General features: G+C 56.0%; 15 protein-coding genes. 9 read left to right on the forward strand and 6 right to left on the reverse strand.

The annotated features are described in order from the left end of the window. Positions 1-46 precede the first annotated feature (46 nt). The 3 genes from RGCCGE502_RS19935 to RGCCGE502_RS19945 all read right to left on the reverse strand — a co-directional run bounded on the left by RGCCGE502_RS19935 (position 47) and on the right by RGCCGE502_RS19945 (position 2889). Complete coding sequence (locus tag RGCCGE502_RS19935) at positions 47-334, reverse strand: hypothetical protein (RefSeq protein WP_016555997.1); 288 nt, start codon at positions 332-334, stop codon at positions 47-49. Positions 335-462: 128 nt separating this feature from the next. Continuing rightward, positions 463-1785, reverse strand: coding sequence for a polysaccharide biosynthesis/export family protein (locus tag RGCCGE502_RS19940; RefSeq protein WP_016555998.1), 1323 nt, complete (start codon positions 1783-1785; stop codon positions 463-465). A 33-nt stretch (positions 1786-1818) separates the two neighbouring features. Then, the gene (locus RGCCGE502_RS19945) at positions 1819-2889 is read right to left on the reverse strand and encodes a glycosyltransferase (RefSeq protein WP_016555999.1); all 1071 of its coding nucleotides are present in this window, start codon (positions 2887-2889) and stop codon (positions 1819-1821) included. A gap of 328 nt (positions 2890-3217) precedes the next feature. Here RGCCGE502_RS19945 and RGCCGE502_RS19950 point away from each other — a divergent pair, with 328 nt between their 5' ends. The 4 genes from RGCCGE502_RS19950 to RGCCGE502_RS19965 all read left to right on the forward strand — a co-directional run bounded on the left by RGCCGE502_RS19950 (position 3218) and on the right by RGCCGE502_RS19965 (position 8864). Further along, positions 3218-3940: a sugar transferase gene (locus tag RGCCGE502_RS19950; RefSeq protein ID WP_016556000.1), complete on the forward strand. Its 723-nt coding sequence runs from the start codon at positions 3218-3220 to the stop codon at positions 3938-3940. Positions 3941-4156: 216 nt separating this feature from the next. Next, entirely contained in the window at positions 4157-6178 is a 2022-nt protein-coding gene (locus tag RGCCGE502_RS19955; protein WP_016556001.1) for a glycosyltransferase, read from the forward strand. Next, positions 6178-7833, forward strand: coding sequence for a Wzz/FepE/Etk N-terminal domain-containing protein (locus tag RGCCGE502_RS19960; protein WP_016556002.1), 1656 nt, complete (start codon positions 6178-6180; stop codon positions 7831-7833). Before RGCCGE502_RS19955 ends, RGCCGE502_RS19960 begins: the two co-directional genes overlap by 1 nt. 17 nt (positions 7834-7850) lie before the next feature. Then, a complete protein-coding gene (locus tag RGCCGE502_RS19965; RefSeq protein ID WP_016556003.1) occupies positions 7851-8864 on the forward strand; it encodes a glycosyltransferase family 2 protein in 1014 nt (337 codons plus the stop codon). A 12-nt stretch (positions 8865-8876) separates the two neighbouring features. On the opposite strand, the gene RGCCGE502_RS19970 is transcribed toward RGCCGE502_RS19965, so the two are convergent. Next, the gene (locus RGCCGE502_RS19970) at positions 8877-10316 is read right to left on the reverse strand and encodes a lipopolysaccharide biosynthesis protein (RefSeq protein WP_016556004.1); all 1440 of its coding nucleotides are present in this window, start codon (positions 10314-10316) and stop codon (positions 8877-8879) included. A gap of 109 nt (positions 10317-10425) precedes the next feature. After that, positions 10426-12393 (reverse strand): hydrolase, encoded by a 1968-nt coding sequence (locus RGCCGE502_RS19975; protein WP_016556005.1) that lies wholly within the window; start codon positions 12391-12393, stop codon positions 10426-10428. Between the two features lie 282 nt (positions 12394-12675). On the opposite strand from RGCCGE502_RS19975, the gene RGCCGE502_RS19980 reads away from it, so the two are divergent. From RGCCGE502_RS19980 to RGCCGE502_RS20000, 5 genes are all read left to right on the forward strand, one after another. Then, positions 12676-14001, forward strand: coding sequence for an FAD-dependent oxidoreductase (locus RGCCGE502_RS19980; RefSeq protein ID WP_016556006.1), 1326 nt, complete (start codon positions 12676-12678; stop codon positions 13999-14001). A gap of 66 nt (positions 14002-14067) precedes the next feature. After that, on the forward strand, positions 14068-15168 hold the full coding sequence (locus RGCCGE502_RS19985; protein WP_040675156.1) for a glycosyltransferase family 4 protein: 1101 nt from the start codon (positions 14068-14070) through the stop codon (positions 15166-15168). A 132-nt stretch (positions 15169-15300) separates the two neighbouring features. Next, positions 15301-16326 carry a glycosyltransferase family 2 protein gene (locus tag RGCCGE502_RS19990; RefSeq protein WP_016556009.1) on the forward strand — a complete coding sequence of 342 codons (1026 nt, stop codon included), beginning with the start codon at positions 15301-15303 and terminating at the stop codon, positions 16324-16326. Between the two features lie 185 nt (positions 16327-16511). Continuing rightward, positions 16512-17501, forward strand: coding sequence for a glycosyltransferase (locus RGCCGE502_RS19995; RefSeq protein ID WP_019280179.1), 990 nt, complete (start codon positions 16512-16514; stop codon positions 17499-17501). A 55-nt stretch (positions 17502-17556) separates the two neighbouring features. Continuing rightward, positions 17557-18639, forward strand: coding sequence for an acyltransferase family protein (locus RGCCGE502_RS20000; protein WP_016556011.1), 1083 nt, complete (start codon positions 17557-17559; stop codon positions 18637-18639). Between the two features lie 11 nt (positions 18640-18650). On the opposite strand, the gene RGCCGE502_RS37420 is transcribed toward RGCCGE502_RS20000, so the two are convergent. After that, positions 18651-18818, reverse strand: a complete 168-nt coding sequence (locus RGCCGE502_RS37420) for a hypothetical protein (protein WP_019280180.1) — start codon at positions 18816-18818, stop codon at positions 18651-18653. Positions 18819-18900: the final 82 nt, after the last annotated feature.

The raw sequence follows: 18900 nt of genomic DNA on the forward strand, positions 1-18900 counted from the left end.
TATTGCTAAAATAGCAGGCGATTTTTATCGCGTCACAGGGTAGTCTTCAATCCGCCGTATACTTCGACTGGATCTTCCGGGGCGTGCGCGTTTCATCGGCGCGACGAACGTAGACCAGGTACAACACGGTATGAGTGAAAATATAGCCCGCTTCCAGCACGGAGGCGAGCGCCATGCTCCATCCAAATGCCATAATGGATGACATGCCTGCCACAACGCTGAAGATAGCATAGGCAGCCATGACAACCATAACGACCAGGGTGAAGACCAAAATCGGCATACGAAGCGCGGAAACTGCGCCGAGCACGAAACAAATCGCTAATGTCAAACCCATAAAAGCTACTCCGGCCCCCTGTACGTAAACGTACCTAATCATCGGGCATATAACTAATATAGGCAAGCTAATATTCTCTTACAGCGAGAACTATTCGCCCTTTGACCACAGCTCTACGGCGCAAGCGCTCAGTTGCTGGTCGGTACAGAGGCCGGCGCCCCCCGCTGCCGCCGCTCGACGCGTATCACGTCGCCCGGCAAAACTGGGTCATTGTCGTCGACGATCAGGCTTTCATTGCTGCCGTTGACCACTCGGTTGATGCTCGTCGTAAAGGCATAGGTATCCTTGTCCTCTTCCAGCGCGGCGATCGCTGCCGGAGCGCGCACTTCGAGATTTCTAAGAAGATCCCCGGCTGTTTGCATTTTCTTGGCGTTGGATGCGAAACGATCACGAAGTTCTGCGGCTTCGGTCAGAGCGTTTATGCGGTAGCGGTTACGAACATCTCCGATATCCTGATCGACCTTCGCAAGATCCTGCTGCGTCTTCAGGATGGCGAGCGAGACGTCAAGATTGCGGCTTTCAAGATCGGCCAGATTTTGGTTGGCGCCAAGCTGGCGGGCCGAAACCGTCAATCCCTGCTGAACGAGCTTGTTGACGGAGCCGAGGTCCTTATTGGCGAGATCAATCTGCTTTGCGAGCGACACCGCCTTTTCTTTCAGTGCCGAAATCTGGTTGGCAGCCAGTACCTTCGCCTGATTGAGAGAGCCGATTTCCGTCTCCATTGACCTCAAGCGGGTCTCGAAGAGAGCCTCTTCCTCAGTTAGCATCCGTGCAATGCCGGGCTCCGCCTTTCGCGACGTCAATTCGTCCGGGAACCTGATTTCAGGAACATTGTCGAGGATAGCGTCGATGCGTGCCTGGCGTGCCACCAGTTCGAGCCGCTCGGCCTCAAGCGCGCGCATTTCACCGCGACCAGTCAACGCATCGCGCTGAAGGCTGATGATGTTGGTGTCAACTGGCCCGACACCGCCAGCCATGCTGACAGCCTGTACGACCGTGAGGCCCGGACTGAAGCTGTACTTCCCGGGCGTTGCAACCAACCCTGTGACGAAAAACGGCCGATACGCAGATATTTCAACCGAGGCGTTGGGCCGCTTTTGTAACCCCACCTGATTTTGCAGGCGCGTGCCGATGGATTCGGAAACCTGCTCGAGGGTCTTGCCTGCGGCCGGAACGGTGCCGATGATTGGCAGCGAGAGATTGCCGGCAGCCGATATGACGAATTCCCCCGTCAACGGGACCCATTCGAATGGCGCGCCTGTGCTCGGGCGCCACTCGTACACACGGATACGAAGCACATCCTGGGGCCCTAGCAGATAGTCCTGCGCTGCTTCCGAGTGACTGGCGACGAGACTTGCGAGGATGGATGCGGCCGCAAGGAAAGCTACCTTGGAACGGCGACCGAGAAAACTCCTCAATGAGCGGATGTGGTGTACGATCCTGGATGACATGCGTTGCTCCATCACAACCGTTTGCCAGCCGCCCTAGGCTGAGGCGGCAAGCTCGGTTCCGGTTGCGCGTTCGATAAAGGTGCGAAAACGATTTATGAAAACCTCGCGGCGGAAATCCGCAGCGCGCGAGACAGCATCGGTTGGATTGAAGTCAAGCTTCTCCATCCGTTGAACGGCATCGATCAGTTCCTCGACAGTTTGGTTTTGAAAGAACACACCGGTTTTGTTGGCAACGACAGTTTCGGTGGCTCCGCCGCGTCCGTATGCGATCACAGGCCTGCCGCTGGCCATAGCCTCGACCGGCACAATCCCAAAATCCTCTTCGCCCGGGAATATGAGCGCCTTGCAGCGAGCATAGTGGTGTTTGAGAGAATCGAACGGCTGTGAACCGAGAATAGTTACGGTCGGACCGGCGATCTTCTTCAGATGGTCGAGCATCTCTCCGCCGCCGATGACCACGAGCTTAGCCTTGAGGCGATTGAATGCTTCGACAGCGAGATCAGGTCTCTTGTAGCTGACCAACTCCCCGACCATGAGGTAATAATCGCCCAGTTCAGATGCGTGTACGGGCCGAAAAGCACCGGTATCGACGGGGGGGTTAATCACCGAGGCTTCCCTACGGTAATAGCTTCTGATGCGGTGCGCGACCGTCGTTGAGTTGGCGACGAACTCATCCACCCGATTGGCGGTCGCCACATCCCAAGTCCGCAGGTAATGCGCCATTGGCGGCATCATCAGTCGGGTCATCAGACCCGAACTCTCATAGTACCTGTTGTACATGTTCCAGATGTATCTCATCGGCGAGTGGCAGTAGCACACATGCATAGCCGGTGAGGTTGGAATAATACCTTTGGCGGGCCCCGACTCGCTGCTAATCACAAGGTCGTAGGCTGCGAGATCGATTTGCTCGAGCGCCATCGGCATAAGCGGCAGGTAGCGCTTATACAATTTCTTGGCATAGGGCATCGAGCCGATGAAGGTCGTCTGGATCCGATGAGCCTTCAGCTTGTCGGAAATCGCCCGGGGATCAAAGACATGCGTGTAGATGTCCGCGGTGGGAAATATGTCGCATAGCGCCTCGAGAACCTTCTCGCCGCCACGCATACCTACCAGCCAGTAATGAATGATCGCTACTCGCACGCAATGCTCCACTAACTCGAATGAGTAACTCGTACTCGGGCGCGCAAAAACGGGAGCCGAATCTAATCTAGATTCCGATATGTCTATTTCGGAAAGCTAGATTAGTTCTATAATAAAAATAAGACAACAACTTCCGAGAAGTACGCCTTATTTTCCGCATTGCACCCTTGCATAGTGCAGCGCAGTAAATATATTGTCAAATTGTTTAATACTTGTTAACGTTCTTGTGCTTGCCCGTTTGGGCAATTCTGCACGTGCCCTTGGACAGTTTTTATTACGTGGGAGTACGCGGATGAGGGAATTTGATCTCGGACGAGAGTTCGACAGCTTCGATAAGGGGCGGCACTCTCGAAGCGAGCGAGTGCGGCCCTTCGAAGGAAAAAGACGAGGTGCCTCGTCGACCGTCGCCGGATTTGCAAAATATGCTCTCGATGCCGTCCTTGCGGCGAGTGGGCTTATTGTCCTCTTGCCGATAATCGCGATGCTGATGGGCATACTTTTAGTGCTGCAGGGAAGGCCGATCTTCATCGCGCATCGCCGCATTGGCAAACATGGCGTGATGTTTCCCTGCCTGAAATTCCGCACTATGGTGACCAACGCCGATGAGGTGCTGAAACGACACCTGGCAGCCAATCCGCACCACCGGGCGGAATGGAACGCGACCCGAAAGCTTAAGGACGATCCCCGCGTGACGCCACTCGGCGCACTTCTTCGCAAGACCAGTATCGACGAGATTCCTCAGCTCCTGAACGTGATCCAGGGGAAGATGAGCCTTGTCGGCCCCCGGCCGATCGTCGCAAGCGAGGCTGAACTCTACGGCGCTCACTATACCGACTACATTCAGGTTCGTCCTGGACTTACCGGACTGTGGCAGGTGAGCGGACGCAGCGACACCAGCTATGGCGAGCGAGTGCAGCTTGACGTGCGTTACGTGCGGGAGCGAAGCATTCTCGGCGACGTCGCCATTTTGCTGAAAACAGTACCCGCAGTTCTTCGTTCTCGCGGCAGCTACTGAACGACAGCGGCGCGGGGTGAGCCCTGCGCCCTTTCTCCTTTTATCGTCGGCATCTTGGTGGGTGGACGAGAAAAGAAGCCATTTGTTTGTTGCTCCGCGGCGGTGCACCTGCGGGGTTTCGGTCGACCCATGTTGAACGGAGGACAGGCATATTCTTGGTAAATGTCATCAATACGTCGCTCCCTATGAGAGCCTTTGGCCCGCGGGGAGTTTGATATGACCGCCCCCTTTGTCATCAATGGCCGCTTCCTCACCCAGAACGTGACTGGGGTGCAGCGTTATGCGCGCAACGTCGTGAGTGCGATGGATGCGTTCGACCGAGCTCACCAACCCGTCGTTTTCGCTCCAGCGGCTACAGAAAACCCGGGCTATTCCCGCTTGGGATTCATTGCGAAAGGGGCGCTGAAAGGGCATGGTTGGGAGCAGCTCGACTTGCCGCGCCTCCTTGGAGCCCGTCGACTTCTCAATCTCTGCAATACAGGGCCAGCAATCAAGAGTGATCAGATCGTGTGTATTCACGATGCCAATATCTTTGCGGCGCCCGAAAGCTATAGTCAGGCATTTCGTGCGGTTTATCATAACCTTCAGCCTATTCTTGCGCGCCGCTCCGCACGAATTGCGACCGTTTCGCACGCTGCCGCCAGGCAGATCGCAAGGCATCTGCCTGTCTCTCTCAGCTCGATCGCTATTTTGCCAAACGGGCACGAGCATGCGCTGAGTTGGGATCCTGGGCGCGCAACGTCAGCACCGGAATTGCTCGTCTCGCGCAACCACCGGCCCTATGTACTTGTGCTTGGATCGAGAGCCCGTCACAAGAATGTTTCCCTCCTGATGGAAATCGCCTCAGACCTCGATCAACTTGGCGTCGATATCGTCATTGCCGGCGGCGGCGATGGCGTCTTCACGACCGAGGCACTTGAGGGGAAAGCCAATGTCCAGCTGTCGGGAAGGGTATCGGACGACGACCTCGCCTATCTCCTTGATCACGCGCTTTGCCTTGCCTTCCCGTCCCTGACCGAGGGGTTCGGCCTACCGATCCTGGAGGCGATGGCCCGAGGCTGTCCGGTCATCTCGTCAAATTCGGCGAGCATGCCAGAGGTCTGCGGTAACGCTGCGCTTCTTGCATCACCTTTCGATGCGAGCCAGTGGATTGATCATATCCGCTTGCTTCTTCAGTCAAAGGATCTTCGCGACGATCTTGCCGGACGTGGTCTGGAAAACGTGCGGCGCTTCTCCTGGAAGCAGACCGCCGAGGGATATCTGGATCTCTTGGAAACGCCAGCCGCGAGCCTTGCATCCCATCAGCCACCGGAAAGCCCGGCACCGCGTATTGCTGCGGTCTTTGCAACCCGCGGCAGACCAGAGGTCGTGGCAGCAACAGTAAGGCATTTCCTCGCCACGCAAAGCCTACAGCCAAGTTCCATCATCATTTCATGTGTCGACACGGCGGATGCCGGCAGCCTCGCTTCCTTGCCTGACATCACAATCGTGACAGGCCCGCCGGGTCTCGCTGCCCAGCGAAACACAGCCCTCGAACACCTTGAGCCCGACACGGAGATCGTCGCTTTCTTTGATGATGATTTCGTTGCCGATCAAAATTGGCTCGCAGCCGCAGCCCGCGTATTTCGAGACGAAAGCCAGGTCGTTAGCTTTACCGGCCATGTTGTCGCCGACGGCATCAAGGGACCAGGAATCTCGTTCGACGAAGCTGTTCGTGCCGTCGAAGCTGCTCCGGTGCCGACCAGCGCGTGGACCGAGCATTATAGCCCCTATGGCTGCAACATGGCCTTCCGTGTCGCAGCAATCGGCAATGTTCGGTTCGACGAACGGTTGGTGCTTTACGGCTGGCTGGAAGACCGCGATTTTGCGGCCGCCCTTGGGCGACGCGGTGGCCGTTCGATCAAATGGTCAGGTGCTTATGGTGTCCACATGGGCGTCAAGAGTGGACGGGTCAGTGGCGAGCGACTGGGATATTCGCAGGTTATCAACCCCCTCTACATGAGAGGGAAGGGCACGATGAGCTTCATAGAGGTCGCCGATCACGTCTTTCGGAACACGGCAAGCAACTTCGGGCGCGCGCTGTGTCCCGAACCGTTCATCGACCGCAAGGGTCGGGCAAAGGGCAACCTGCTTGCGCTTTTGGATGTCCTGCGCGGACGACTGGAACCTGAAAGAGCCGCGGAAATCGGTAGTCGCAATATAACCCACACGCCCGGCTGGAGGCAGGAGACACGATGATGTTCAACAGACCAAGGCCCCTTGATGCCAGCTCCCGATTGTGGCGTCTGGATGAGCCCCAAGCTGACACGACAGCTGATGGTCCCCTGGTCCTCATCAGATCGGCTATTGCACTCGCTTATCGCCATAGGGTCAGCCTGATCGCCTGTACCCTCCTCGGCCTATCTTTCGCGGCCATCTACGCGCGTTCGCTTCCGCCAACATACACATCAACTGCAACATTGCTCTTGGAACCCCGTCAGTCCACCGTTTCCGGGCAGGAATCCATCCAGCAGGGGTTCGACCTCAATCGCGCAGACAGCGAGTTGCAGACGATCCGCTCCGAACGGTTGCTGTCGTCAGTGTTTGAAAGCCTCGGCCTGAAGGACAGCCCGGAACTGGGTCCAAATCAGCCGGGAATGATAGAACGCCTGTTTTCGACTTGGCGTGCGAGCGACGCCTCGTCGCAAGCCGGCCTCCTGAAGGGTTCGCGCGATGTCGTCAGCGGTAACCCGAATCTCGTGGACGAAGCCGAAAGAGCAGCCTTCCTGAACTTCGCCAAACGCCTCAACGCCCGTCGCGTGGGACAATCATTCGTTATCGAGGTGGAGTATGCCTCCTCCGATCCGACTTTGCCCTCACGGGTCGCAAACGGGGTAGTCTCAGGCTACATATTCCAGGCGATTGCGTTCAAGGAGCAGATGGCGCGCGCCGGAACCGAGGCGCTGCAGAGCCGCCTTGATAGTCTTTCCACCCAGATGGACGCTGCCCGTTCAGCAATGCACGAGGGGTCTCTTCCTTCGATCCCGACACCTGATGCAGATGCCCGTGTGATCGGCGCTGCGCTTCCGCCACTCGCCCCCTCGGCGCCGCGCAAAACCCTGATCACTGCACTTGGCGGCGTCCTTGGCCTCCTTGGTGGATTCGGTCTTGTCGCTTTCAGGATGGCGCTCGACAGACGTATTCGCGATGCTCGCGATCTGGCCCGCGATAGCGGACTTGCCTGCCTCGGTTCCATTCCGGTCGCTCCGGACTCCAGTGGCGTTCCCTGGAACGTCGGCTCGCGGTACGTTGGATTCGTCAGCGCTATCCATGACTTGCGGACCTCGGTCGAGATTGCCTGCACCAGTCTGCGCAATGATAACAGTATTGCCATCGCTGTCGTCTCCTGGTCTCCAGGCGCCGGCGTCACCATGATTTCCTCAAGTCTCGCGCAGCTGATGAGCAGGAGCGGGCGCTATGTGACACTGTTTCAGAACCCGTCGGATACAGATATAACAGCCCAGGCCGAGGTCTATACCTCCTCGACCGCCTCCCTCGCAGATGCTGCCTTTGCAGGACTTCCCCTCGAGCACATTTCCTTTCACCAGGTCGACGGCGTGGCGGTTCTGCCGATTCACTCGCGCGATACCAACGCGAACCTGTTCACCGACTTCCGCAACCCACGGGTTCAGCGGATCCTCGAGGCCACACGGTTGAAAGGCGACGTCATCCTTGACCTTCCGCCCTTGCACGGATCGATGGACGCGATGGCGCTCGCCGCTTATGCCGATGCCGTCATTGTTGTCGCAAAGGCTGGAGAGACGACGATCGAGGAGGTTACCGAGGCAGTCCAGCTCCTGCGCCGGTCCGGCGCCAATGTCGTTGGAACCGTTCTGAATAAGGTAAGGCGATGACCGCTGGGGGGGGCACAATGCCTGGCCCGGCCGCGCTTCGTCTCGCCGTGATCATCGCGTGCTGGAACTATGCAGAGTACGTGGATGAGGCAATTAGAAGCATCCTTGATCAGAAGCGCAACGACTGCGAATTGATTGTCGTCGACGATGGTTCGACTGATGGATCATGGGACATCATTCAACGACATCCGGTCAGGGCATACAAGATCAGCAATTGCGGTCAACGCGCCGCCTGTTCCTTCGGAGTGAGCAAGACAAGCGCTCCGTTTGTGCTCTTTCTAGATGCTGATGACGCACTGGCGCCGGGCTCGCTCGCAACCATCCTGAGAGAATTGGATGACAACGTAGCAAAGCTTCAGTTTCCGCTCGTTCGCACAGACCGCAACGGCGTGGTGATTGGTGATCCCGTTCCGAACCTGGGACGATTCCGCGACACAGGGGCACTCGCCCAGCTCGTGCTCAAGAACGGGACCTATGCCAGTCCTCCGACATCAGGGAATGTCTTTCGACGCGATCTGTGCGCGATCCTCAACGATGCGACCTATGATAGGGCGGTCGATGGTGTCCTGCTCTTTGCAGCGCCCTTCTTCGGCGATATCGTTAGTCTGTCCACGCCACTCGGTCGATACCGGGTTCACGATCGAAACGATTCCGGCCTCGGCCGGCCCCTGGATGCACAAATCCTGCGGCGGGAGATCTCACGGTTTGCCGACAGAATGAGCCACTTGCGACGCCTGATTGAACCAATCGGCAAGGCAGAGGACTTGGTTCCAGTTGACGAGACACAGTATTTTCTCGAACGCTCGATCTATCTTGCCATCGCAGAGGGGCGTCGCGTTCCAGCGACAATGCTGTGGCGCCTGATCGGTAAGATCCGGGCAACCGACAATTCGCTTAAAAACAGATCCGCGATGGTCGCGTTTCTACTTTTTACGGCTATTCTCCCGAACCGTAACGCACGTCGTGGGCTATCCTATCGGCTCGATGCAGGCGACCGGTCAATGAGCGGGTTGTTGCGGGCGCTCTTCTGAACGCATATGCCGTCAGGCACGATCGATAAGCTCAAGACGCCCGCGTCCGGCAATCAGACGCATTCCGAGTAAAAGCAATGTGGCACCATAAGCTGCAACTCCAGTTGCGGCGACGAGAGCCAGCTCGACGACATGGTTCAACTGCTGCGCAGCCAGCTCTTGTCGTAAGAACCAGACCGAAGTCGCCATGACGCCAGCAGCGAAGCCAACTTTCCAAAGATTGTACAATTGCTCGCCAATCCCGAGGCCAAGGAGCTTCCTGACCTCATTGAGGTAGAACCCGAACATAAGGAACGAGAGCGCGATCCGCGCAAAGCTCACGCCCATAACGGATCCCAGGTAGAAGCCAAGCGAAAGCAGCACTACGCGCAAAAGCAGATCGGCGGTGTTTAACCGGAAAATAATATTGGGTCGATCGAGGGCCAGGCTGACGGAATAGAGCGTCTGGAAATATGGAATTGGTATCACCGAAAGTGCAAGAATGCCGAGAAGTGGCGCAGCTTCATTCCACTTTTGCCCCAACAGGAGGTCGGTTGCGAGGTCTGATGTAAGCGAGATCCCGACACAGGCAGGTATCGAGATCAGCATCGCAAAGCGTGCCGCCTTCAGAAACGCGATTTTTACACGCGCACGGTCGGAACTTATCTGGGAGAAAGCGGCCATGACCGGCTGAAGAGCTGGTCCGATGATACTCTGTGTGGGGATGACAGCGACATCGTTGGCAACAGCGTAGCGACCGAATGTCGCGCGGTCAGCCAGCCCGCCGACCAGGAAGCGATCGAACTGCCAGTTAAGCGCGGACACAAGCTGGGCAGAACTGAACCATCCGATAAAACTCGCAAAATCACGCAGCCGCGAAAGCGACAGCGCCGGGCGATAGGGGGCAAGGACATAGGAAGCAATGCATGACACGACAGACGCTATGACCGAGTTAACCGCGATCGCCCAGTATCCTCCACCCGAGAGCACGACAATTGTTGCCGCGATGCTGGCCGTCAGCTTGCCGGACAGTTCCAGTATGAACGTCTGTTTAAAACCGAGCTGACGCGCGAACTTTACCATTGCAGGGCTTGTGAAGCCTCTTGCAACCGGACCAATGGCCATAACTGCCACGACAGGCATAAGCTGTGTCTCATGGTTGAAGAGTGCAAAAGGATAGGCTGCTGCCAGAATGATTGCGGCAATGAGGCAGCTTCTGATGATCCCAAGCGTAAAACCGGTATCGAGATGGCGTTTGTCAATAGAGGGCAGTCGTACGAGCGCTTGTGTGACGGGGACCTCCAGCACCGTATCGACAATCATGACGAGCGAAGTCGCGAGCGCCGCCAGACCGAAATCCGACGGAGACAGAATTCTTGCGAGCACCAGAAGCGTTAAAAAATCGATGATGCGTCCGACAAAGCGGGAAAAGACCAGCCAGCTCGCTCCTTGAACAGCCTTGAACGCCAGCATTAGAAACTCCAACTCGTCGAAGCGGCAAATATAATTGTTTGATGGCAATAACCCGGGTACCCGGTCTTGTCTTTATTCCCCGGGTCGACAGATGGCTGAGCAAGTCCGCTCATCGCTGGAAGCGCGCTGATACGCCGCGCAGGATGTGAGCCAGCTCGAGTACGGGCAGCAGCGCAGACTTGAGGCGTGGGAAATCCCGGGCGATTGCCGCCTCCCGCCATAGATGTGATTTCACCGATTTCAGCTGCTGGGCTATGCCTGCCTTATCAGCGCGGTTGAGGACGCTGATCGTATCCGAACGCCCGAAATCAACCGATCGCAGCCCCGCGCCGAGCGCAAGAACGTCGAGGGCCGAAGGATTGGTTATGGCTTGCTTCAGTCGCACCCATGCGGCCGGTACATCTCGGATCACCTGCGCTCCGTCGTCAAGATCGTGGATATATTCTAGCACACCGGCGAGAAGTGGATTGCCTGACGAAGCGTCGATCTTGCCATAGCTGATGTTGCCGCAGTTTCCTTCGACGAGACCGTCCTGGCGAAGGCTGAGCATCCGTACGGACGGCACAGATGGCTCGAACAGTCTCTCGATGATATGCCAGTAGCGAAGGATGACCGTTTCTACCTTGAATGGGTTATAGAGGTTGTCCTCAACGATGAGCCCTGAAAGCTCCCCGAAATGTTCTTCGCTCAAACCCTTGTAGTTGCAGCGGGCGAACTGGATCGTCTCGAAGCGCCGTTCAGGCATTCCAGCCGCCAAAAGCCTCTGCGTACTACCGTATAGCCCGGTGTCGCATAGGATGACGCGGTCCTTCACGTCTGAGAATGTGTCGAGGTGACGTCTGAAAAAGGAATTTTGTTCGATGACATCATCGAGAACCGGACGTCCTGCGGGAGTGTCCAGCATATCGAAGAACCGAGCTGCGGAAAAACGCGCATCCCAGGCATCCGGCAACAAATATTGTCCGCCACCCAGGAAGGTCGCAACTTCAGCGAAGCTATTGCGGGCGAACTCCCTGCCGAGCTCGTCCAGGACGGCAGGACTCCGAGCCTCCAGCGCAATTCGTGCCGCGACCAACCTCGATACAAGAATGTTGTCGCGTCGAAGGGACAAAGGCAAACCAAGCCGAGTGAGGAGATGCTCAAAGGCCTGCCGTATTCCAATCCCGCCGCGCGCGCAAAATGCCAATGTCGCGCCTTGAGCTTCCGCTTGTCGTGCGTATAGCCAGATGTTCAGACAAAACTGAGCCACAATCGGGCCGAAGACCTCCCGGCCAAAGGATGTTTGATCCTCCAGAATGGAGATGCGACGTCTACCGCTTGGCAGCAGTCGGCGTCGGATTCCCCTTACCGTCTCCGAGCGTGCTCCATCGGCCTTTGCCGCAAAGCGCCTCAGGCGGCCTTTCGGAACGTGAATGGTCTGAATTCCCATCTTGTGGGGGACCGCGTGATCAGCCAACTCATCGTCGCCAATATGAAGCAGGCGCGCGGCCGAAATTTTTTCTGAAGCAAGCACGGCCGAAAATAGCAACCCAGAGCGTTTACTGGCGAGAAGTTCTGCACTTGAATAAATTGCGTCGACCAGCCCAGGACCATGAAAATAATTGATGAGCTCCGAAAGACGATCTGCACCTAGCGCCGTGTCGGAAACCGCAACGATGCGCAGGCCCACCTGACGGTGCCGGCGAAGTGCCATGGCTAGATCACCATTGGCAAAGAGCGAATTCTTTTCGATCGCAATCTCGATATCGATGCGCTTGTCTCGGAGTGCCCCAGGCAGGCCTAGCATCGCGAGCTGCCGTTCGACGATATCGGTCAACCTGACTTCTCCAATGCCGCCGCCGACATTGAGTGCGCGATAGGCAAGCTTCTCCGCAGCCAAGCGGGCCTGCAATAGCTCCTCGATGTTTGCGCGCAGCCCCTGTTCCCTGAGAAGTTGGGCGAAACGTTGCTCGCCTTCCATCACACGCGATCGCTGGGATCGCGGCTGGCGCAGCAACAGCGTATCGAATACGTCGGTCGAGATCACCCAGACGCCTTCGAGCGGGCTATGTAGAAGGTCGAGGTTACGCCGCAGCACTGATTACCCCTGCCGATACATGAAAGATGTCTTCCGCACTTCTCAAGATGAGACGGAGCGTGGAAATTGCTGCACCTGCGAGGAGATGCTTGGCCTCATGTAATAACATCGACCGCCCATTATCAAGTGAAAAAAAATTGTTAGTTCTTGTAATGATAAGTGTCTTTGAAGAAGATAGGTTCCACCATGAAATGTTTTAATGTATTTAGTGGTTTCTGTTGACTGTGCTCTAAAGAACAAGAATTGTTGCAATGCAGCACTCTTCGGGGAACGGGGTGGAGAATGGATGACACAAGCCTGCAGGTCGTGCCTGTTTCCAAATTCCCGCATTTTGACGCCGTTGTGTTGGGCGCGGGCATATCGGGATTGGTTGCCGCTTCCATCTTGTCAGAACAAGGCCAGCGGACGCTTGTCGTCGATGATTATGGCCATGTCGGCGGCAATCATATGGATTGGACGTCACCCGAGGGATATACCTTTGACGTCGGCAGCTTGATATTTCAGGACGATTCACCGCTGCTGCGACATTTTCCGGAGCTTCTGGCCCACTACGTTCCGATTGAGCCGACCTGGGGGCGTTTGAACCCGCAAGGCCGGATTACAGTTTATCCAATCTCTGTCCGAGACGACATCCTGGCTGCTGGACCGGTGGGACTGTTCCGTATTGCCTTGTCCCTCATCTATGCGAGGGTTTTCCGCAGGAACATGCGCAATGCCCAGGACTTTGCACGCTATTGGATTGGTGCCTATCTGCTTCAGAGGTCCGGCCTTGAGACATATATGAAGCGCTTCTACGGGATCGCACCTGAGAAAATCGATCTCGATCTCGCGCGCAAAAGAATGGGTTGGATCAGTGAACACGCATCCGTAAGAGGCCTGCTCAGAAAAATCATCCGGCAGCAAGCCGCAGGCGGTCCGGTAAATCGTCAGATGGCGCGTCCAAAGCAGGGATTCGCGAGTCTCTATGACGTTGCTGTTCAACGCCTCGAACACGCGGGTGTGTCGTTCCGGCTCTCTGCTGGGATAAAAAAAGTCTCGAAGCTCAGCGATGGTTTTGAAGTGGCACTCACGGCCGGTTCAGTGTTCACCAAGCGGGTTATTTCGACCATTCCGATTCCCGCTGCCGAGCGACTCTGCGACTTACCGTCACATGCAGAACTTAGTACGATTACGCTCATAACGCTCTACTTCAGTTTCCGGGGCTCACGAGGCTTTCCGCAGTCGATCATCTATAACTTTTCGCACCACGGGTCCTGGAAACGCTTGACCGTTTATTCGGACTTCTACGGTTCACAAAATGACAGGGAATATTTTGCGGTCGAGGTAATCGCGGGCCAAGTCGTGACCGTCGATCAGGCCGAGGCAGATTTTCGCAGTCACACACGAGCTAACGGTTTATTCACCGGGGACCTTAAACTCGAGGGAAGTCAGGTCCTCGAAAACGCCTATCCTATATACAGTCAGGGCGCTGCACAGCACGCAACGCAGGCAATCGCCAGCTTGCGAATGTTCGGCATCGAGTCGATCGGCCGTCAGGGTGGGTTCAATTACCAGCCCACCGCGCGGGTGTCTACGATCGAAGTTGAGGCGGCTCTCGGAGGGAGCTGACCGCAACGCGCGGGTATCAAGGTCGCTCATCACCGCGGGCGCAAGTGAGAAGACGAAAGGTTTATTATGCGTATCCTACATGTTCTCAATCACACTCAGCGCCTGAACGGCCATGTCCATGCTGCTGTCGACCTGGCATGCGCACAGGTAGCTCAGGGCCACGACGTTTGCGTCGCAAGTGGAGGAGGCGACTTCGACGGATTGCTGAAGCGAAAAGGTGTCCATACGGTCTTTGTCGATCACAAGCGGAGCTTTCCGAACCTTGCCAAGGCACTTGTTCACCTTCGCAGCCATATACGAAGCTTTCATGCTGAAATCGTTCATGCCCACATGATGACAAGCGCAGTGCTCGCATTTCCGGTTTGCAGGCTCAGCGGCATCCCTCTCATTACCACCGTTCACAATGAATTTGAAAAGAGCGCAACCTTGATGGGTCTTGGAACGCGTGTGATTGCTGTGAGCGACGTGGTGGGCGCCTCCATGCAAAAGAGGGGAGTTCCGTCGTCGCGGCTTCGTGTCGTATTGAATGGTACCATTGGCTCGGCTCGGTCGGACGGGCGATCGGAGGAACCGGCCCCTTTTATCTCACCCAGCATTCTGTTTGTCGGCGGACTTCATCCAAGAAAAGGTTTGCCTGATCTTCTGCAAGCGTTAGAAATCGTCCATCGCTCAAATCCGAGGGCACACCTGTACATCGTGGGGGATGGCCCGTATCGCGATGCCTACAAGGACATGGCTTCAAAACTTGCCTGCGCATCTGCCGTTACATTTGTAGGATCAACCACGGATCCTTACCCATATATGCTGGGCGCCGATATTTTCGTGTTGCCGTCGCACGCGGATCCAGCCCCACTGGTGCTATCAGAAGCGCGAGAAGCGCGTTGTGCAGTCATCGGAACGCAGGTCGATGGAATTCCTCAATTGCTCGAACACGGGGATGCCGGCATCCTCGTGCCGCCTCGCGATCCCTCAGCACTCGCGGAGGCGCTCATTCAATTCGTCGAAAATCCGGAAAAGATCGACGAATGGAAGGCTCGCAGCCAATTGCGTATTGAGCACCTCACCATCGATCGTGTCGCGCGAGAAACAATGCAAGTATATATCAGCGCGCTGGGATCAAGATCACCAGCCGAGGCTGCAAAGATGGAGCAGTCCAATTTGGTCTAGCAGCAGGGATGTTCAGCCGTCAAAGCTCAGACCGTTTAATTTGTCTTCCAGATTGTAAGATTAATTGTGGAATATCTCGTTGCGAAGTGTATATTGCAACGCACCAAGCCGAGTTGCATGCGGAGCGATCTGATGCCGCCGAATTATCCTCTTGTCAGCATCATAATTACTTGTTTTAATTACGAATTGTTCATAAGCGAATGCATTGAGAGTGCATTGCAACAGGATTACCCGAACCTTGAAATTATTGTCGTTGACGACGGGTCGAAAGACGGCTCATGGGATATCATTCAGCAGTACCGAGACCAGGTTACATGCGTGCGGCAGCAAAACCGAGGGGCGCTGCGCAGCTCCCTGACCGGGTTTAGGCTATCAAATGGAGATTTCGTTCATTTTCTCGATGCGGACGATCTCCTGGTACCTGGAGCCCTCCAGCAGATTGCACCTCACCTTCGCCCAGATGTATCGAAGGTGCCGTTCATGTTGAGCCCTATCGATAGGGATGGACAGGTAATTGGAGATCCGTTTCCAAAACTGGCACAGTCCATTGAGTCTGGACCACTGATACAATCGATAAATCAGAGAGGCTACTACAATACTCCGCCAACATCGGGGAACATTTATCGCCGCGATATATACGAAAATCTTGGTGATCTAAGCTATGAACGAGCGATCGACGGCGTTCCCTATCTACTGGCGCCTTTCCTCGGAAAGGTGGTGTCGCTAGACGTGCCCCTCGGCAAATACCGAATTCACAATGCGAACCTGTCATCCTTTTCAACGCTGTCAAGCGATCGGCTGAATGGATATATCGATCGATTTATGGCGCGGCTCCGGCACCTGGCGCAGCTGATCGACGAGCGGGGCATCAAGGGCAAAATAAGACTGCGCCAAGACTACGCCTATGTTCGGGAAATGACGATCCTCAGCACTGTCGCTTCTGGCAAGCGGCCAGCACTTCGTCTTCTGGCGTCCTATATATCGGCGGTTCGCAGAGAGCACCGGGCATTGAGAACGTGTATGTCTCTTGCTTTCGCGCTCGGCCTTTTTGTTCTCCCAAACCTTGGAAGAAGGCAGCTTGCTTCGTTTCGACTGGACCCGTCTCGGTTCTGGCGGGTCAGGTCGCGGCTCAAACACGCGGCCTCCGTCGGAACCTGATGGTACCAATCCACATGCGGCAGAGGGCAGGAACTCGTATCGATGCAGATGGAGGCCATGGATGATGTCGGGCACTGAAGCGCAGCTCAAACCTGACCTGGTATACGTCGCATTGCATTCTTCAGCCGATTTCGTCGCTTGGACGAATGGACTTCAATCAATGGTACATGCAGGGGAAGTTGGTGGTGAGTGAGACAATATCCGTCGTCCTGGCCACGTACAATGGCGAACGCTTTCTCGAAGAACAATTGCAAAGCCTGGTCACACAGACGGTCAGGCCCTTTGAAGTCATTATCAGCGACGATGACTCCACCGATACCACACCCGACCTGCTTGCAACATTCGAAAGATCGGCGCCATTTCCGGTGAAGCGCTGGAAGAACTCACCCGGTCTGGGCTTTCGGGAAAACTTCCTCCGTGCCGCATCAAAGGCGACCGGCGGGTGGATTGCCTTTTGCGATCAGGATGACATTTGGCGCCAGGACAAACTTGAGGTCTGCCAGAGACATTTCGATGAGGGCGTCACGCAGGTCGTCCACCAGGCTGACCTCATCGACAGTACCGGGACGAAGATCGGTCTCTTCAGCCAAGGCATAGAAGAAACCCGCATCAGAACGGCGCTCTTCTACGATGTATGGGAGACATTTCTGGGCTTCTCGATGATGGTCCGGCGCGAGGTGCTGGATATTTTTCCGTCAAACCAGCGATTTGTCGACTACATCGAGCCGAAGCATCTCATCGCGCACGATCGGTGGGGATTCTTTCTTGCACAGACGCTGGGAAAAACGGCAGAAATCGCCGAGCCACTGGTCAGTTACAGACAGCATTCCTCAAATCTCTTTGGCAAGAGCGGTCGCAAGCAGGCTGACGCCGACATTCGGTCGAAGAACCAGGGTTACATCGACGCAACCCGCGGCATGCTGGCTTGCATCGAAGGATTGCCCGAAGGGACAGAGGCTCGCTTCCCCGGGTTTCGGCGTCAAGCTGCGTTGCGGGTCTACGCGTCCGCTTTGCGGCAGGTCGAAGCCCGTGGAAATATCTACGAGCTCGCCGGACACATGGCGTTTGCCGAGTTCATACGCCTGATCAAGTCGGGCTGCTATCGAAGTGCACAGGATGGCCGACTGCGATGGCGCTCCGTCGCCCGCGATCTGGCGTTTTGCTTCGGGGTATAGAGTCGACCGCCGCTGACATGACGAGCAAATAACGACGGCGAGGAGAACTTAGACAATGGCGAGCATCCAGAGGTCCACTTCCCATTACGTCGCGCTCGACGGCGTGCGAGGCGTGGCTGCAATATCGGTGCTGCTTTTTCACCTCGAACGATGGCTCGATGTTCCAGGGCTCGCGGCCAACGGGAACCTCGCGGTCGATATGTTTTTCACGTTGAGTGGGTTTGTCCTTGCAGTGGCCTATTCCGAGAGGGTCCATACAATGGGCCTTTGGAAATTCGTCGTCATGCGTGCGGTCAGGCTTATGCCTTTGATCATCCTCGCCACGATCATCAGCTGTTCCTACGTTCTCCTAAGGGCCGTCTGGCAAACCAATGATATCTTGTTTCCGACACTTGCGTTTGCGGCTTTCACAGGGGCTTTGAACATCCCCTACTTCCATGCGCCTTCGAACATCGGTGGCCCCCAGCTGTTTCCGCTCAATGGTCCGCAGTTTTCTCTGTTCCTCGAGGTGGTGGCGAATGTCGCATGGTGGGCTGTCCGCTTCGGTCAACAGATTGCTATCGCAGTCGTTACCTTCGTCGTGTCCGCCATCTGCGTTATCATCTTCGGTATCGGAGGCGACACCACCGACACATTCTGGCAGGGTTTTGCGCATGTTGGTTCGTCATTCGCGCTCGGGGTTCTGATATTTCATCTCGATCGGATATTCTCGCTTAAACGGAAGCGGCTGGTCGGAGTTCTCTTCTGGTGTCTTATGGCATTGATGCTGCTAGTTTTTTACGTCCCAGTCGAGGCGACGTTCACGTTGAAGCTCTTGTGGAAATTCATTCTGGCACCTGCGTTGGTATGGACCGGAGCCTATGTGAGCCTCAATAAAAGCCAGAACCGAGTGGCAAAGTACCTTGGCGATCTGTCGTACCCCATCTACGCCTTGCACTATCCGATTTTTTGCTGGGTCAACGGCACGCTGCAGGCCGTCACGGGTACCAAGGCACCAATTATCGAAGTCCCACTCGTCGTTATGACGGTCATCGTTGCAAGCGATCTCGCTTTGCGGCTTTTTGACAAGCCTGTCCGCAATTATCTAACACGGCAAATTGGCGCAAGACGATCAGGAGTCCGCGCGGCCGCCTCATGATGAAGCCAGCGTCAGAAGCGCGCTATGGCAAGCAAGACGGTCAACAGATAGGCGACAAACGAGGTCGCGAATAAGGTGATAAGGTAACCGATCAGGCCCGCGTGCTCATAAGAACGGTTCGGTACTGTCTTCGGAGAGCCCCCTCCAGGCGTGATAAAAAAGCCGTCATCTCTGTACATTCAGCTCTTCTCCCACCGATTGCAATTGCTCCCGAATTCCATTGATCGCATCCGCCGCACGCCGGCGAGCGTGACCGGTGTG

This window comes from Rhizobium grahamii CCGE 502 (assembly GCF_000298315.2).
In the GTDB taxonomy this organism is placed as follows: domain Bacteria; phylum Pseudomonadota; class Alphaproteobacteria; order Rhizobiales; family Rhizobiaceae; genus Rhizobium; species Rhizobium grahamii.

Excerpts from the sequence above, each read along its gene's own strand:
- RGCCGE502_RS19985 (WP_040675156.1), top strand. The coding sequence starts at position 14,068 with ATGCGTATCCTACATGTTCTCAATCACACTCAGCGCCTGAACGGCCAT.
- RGCCGE502_RS19945 (WP_016555999.1), bottom strand. The coding sequence starts at position 2,889 with ATGCGTGGCGGCGAGAAGGTTCTCGAGGCGCTATGCGACATATTTCCC.
- RGCCGE502_RS19965 (WP_016556003.1), top strand. The coding sequence starts at position 7,851 with ATGCCTGGCCCGGCCGCGCTTCGTCTCGCCGTGATCATCGCGTGCTGG.
- RGCCGE502_RS19940 (WP_016555998.1), bottom strand. The coding sequence starts at position 1,785 with ATGTCATCCAGGATCGTACACCACATCCGCTCATTGAGGAGTTTTCTC.
- RGCCGE502_RS19970 (WP_016556004.1), bottom strand. The coding sequence starts at position 10,316 with ATGCTGGCGTTCAAGGCTGTTCAAGGAGCGAGCTGGCTGGTCTTTTCC.
- RGCCGE502_RS20000 (WP_016556011.1), top strand. The coding sequence starts at position 17,557 with ATGGCGAGCATCCAGAGGTCCACTTCCCATTACGTCGCGCTCGACGGC.
- RGCCGE502_RS19960 (WP_016556002.1), top strand. The coding sequence starts at position 6,178 with ATGTTCAACAGACCAAGGCCCCTTGATGCCAGCTCCCGATTGTGGCGT.
- RGCCGE502_RS19980 (WP_016556006.1), top strand. The coding sequence starts at position 12,676 with ATGGATGACACAAGCCTGCAGGTCGTGCCTGTTTCCAAATTCCCGCAT.
- RGCCGE502_RS19990 (WP_016556009.1), top strand. The coding sequence starts at position 15,301 with ATGCCGCCGAATTATCCTCTTGTCAGCATCATAATTACTTGTTTTAAT.
- RGCCGE502_RS19955 (WP_016556001.1), top strand. The coding sequence starts at position 4,157 with ATGACCGCCCCCTTTGTCATCAATGGCCGCTTCCTCACCCAGAACGTG.
- RGCCGE502_RS37420 (WP_019280180.1), bottom strand. The coding sequence starts at position 18,818 with ATGTACAGAGATGACGGCTTTTTTATCACGCCTGGAGGGGGCTCTCCG.
- RGCCGE502_RS19935 (WP_016555997.1), bottom strand. The coding sequence starts at position 334 with ATGGGTTTGACATTAGCGATTTGTTTCGTGCTCGGCGCAGTTTCCGCG.
- RGCCGE502_RS19950 (WP_016556000.1), top strand. The coding sequence starts at position 3,218 with ATGAGGGAATTTGATCTCGGACGAGAGTTCGACAGCTTCGATAAGGGG.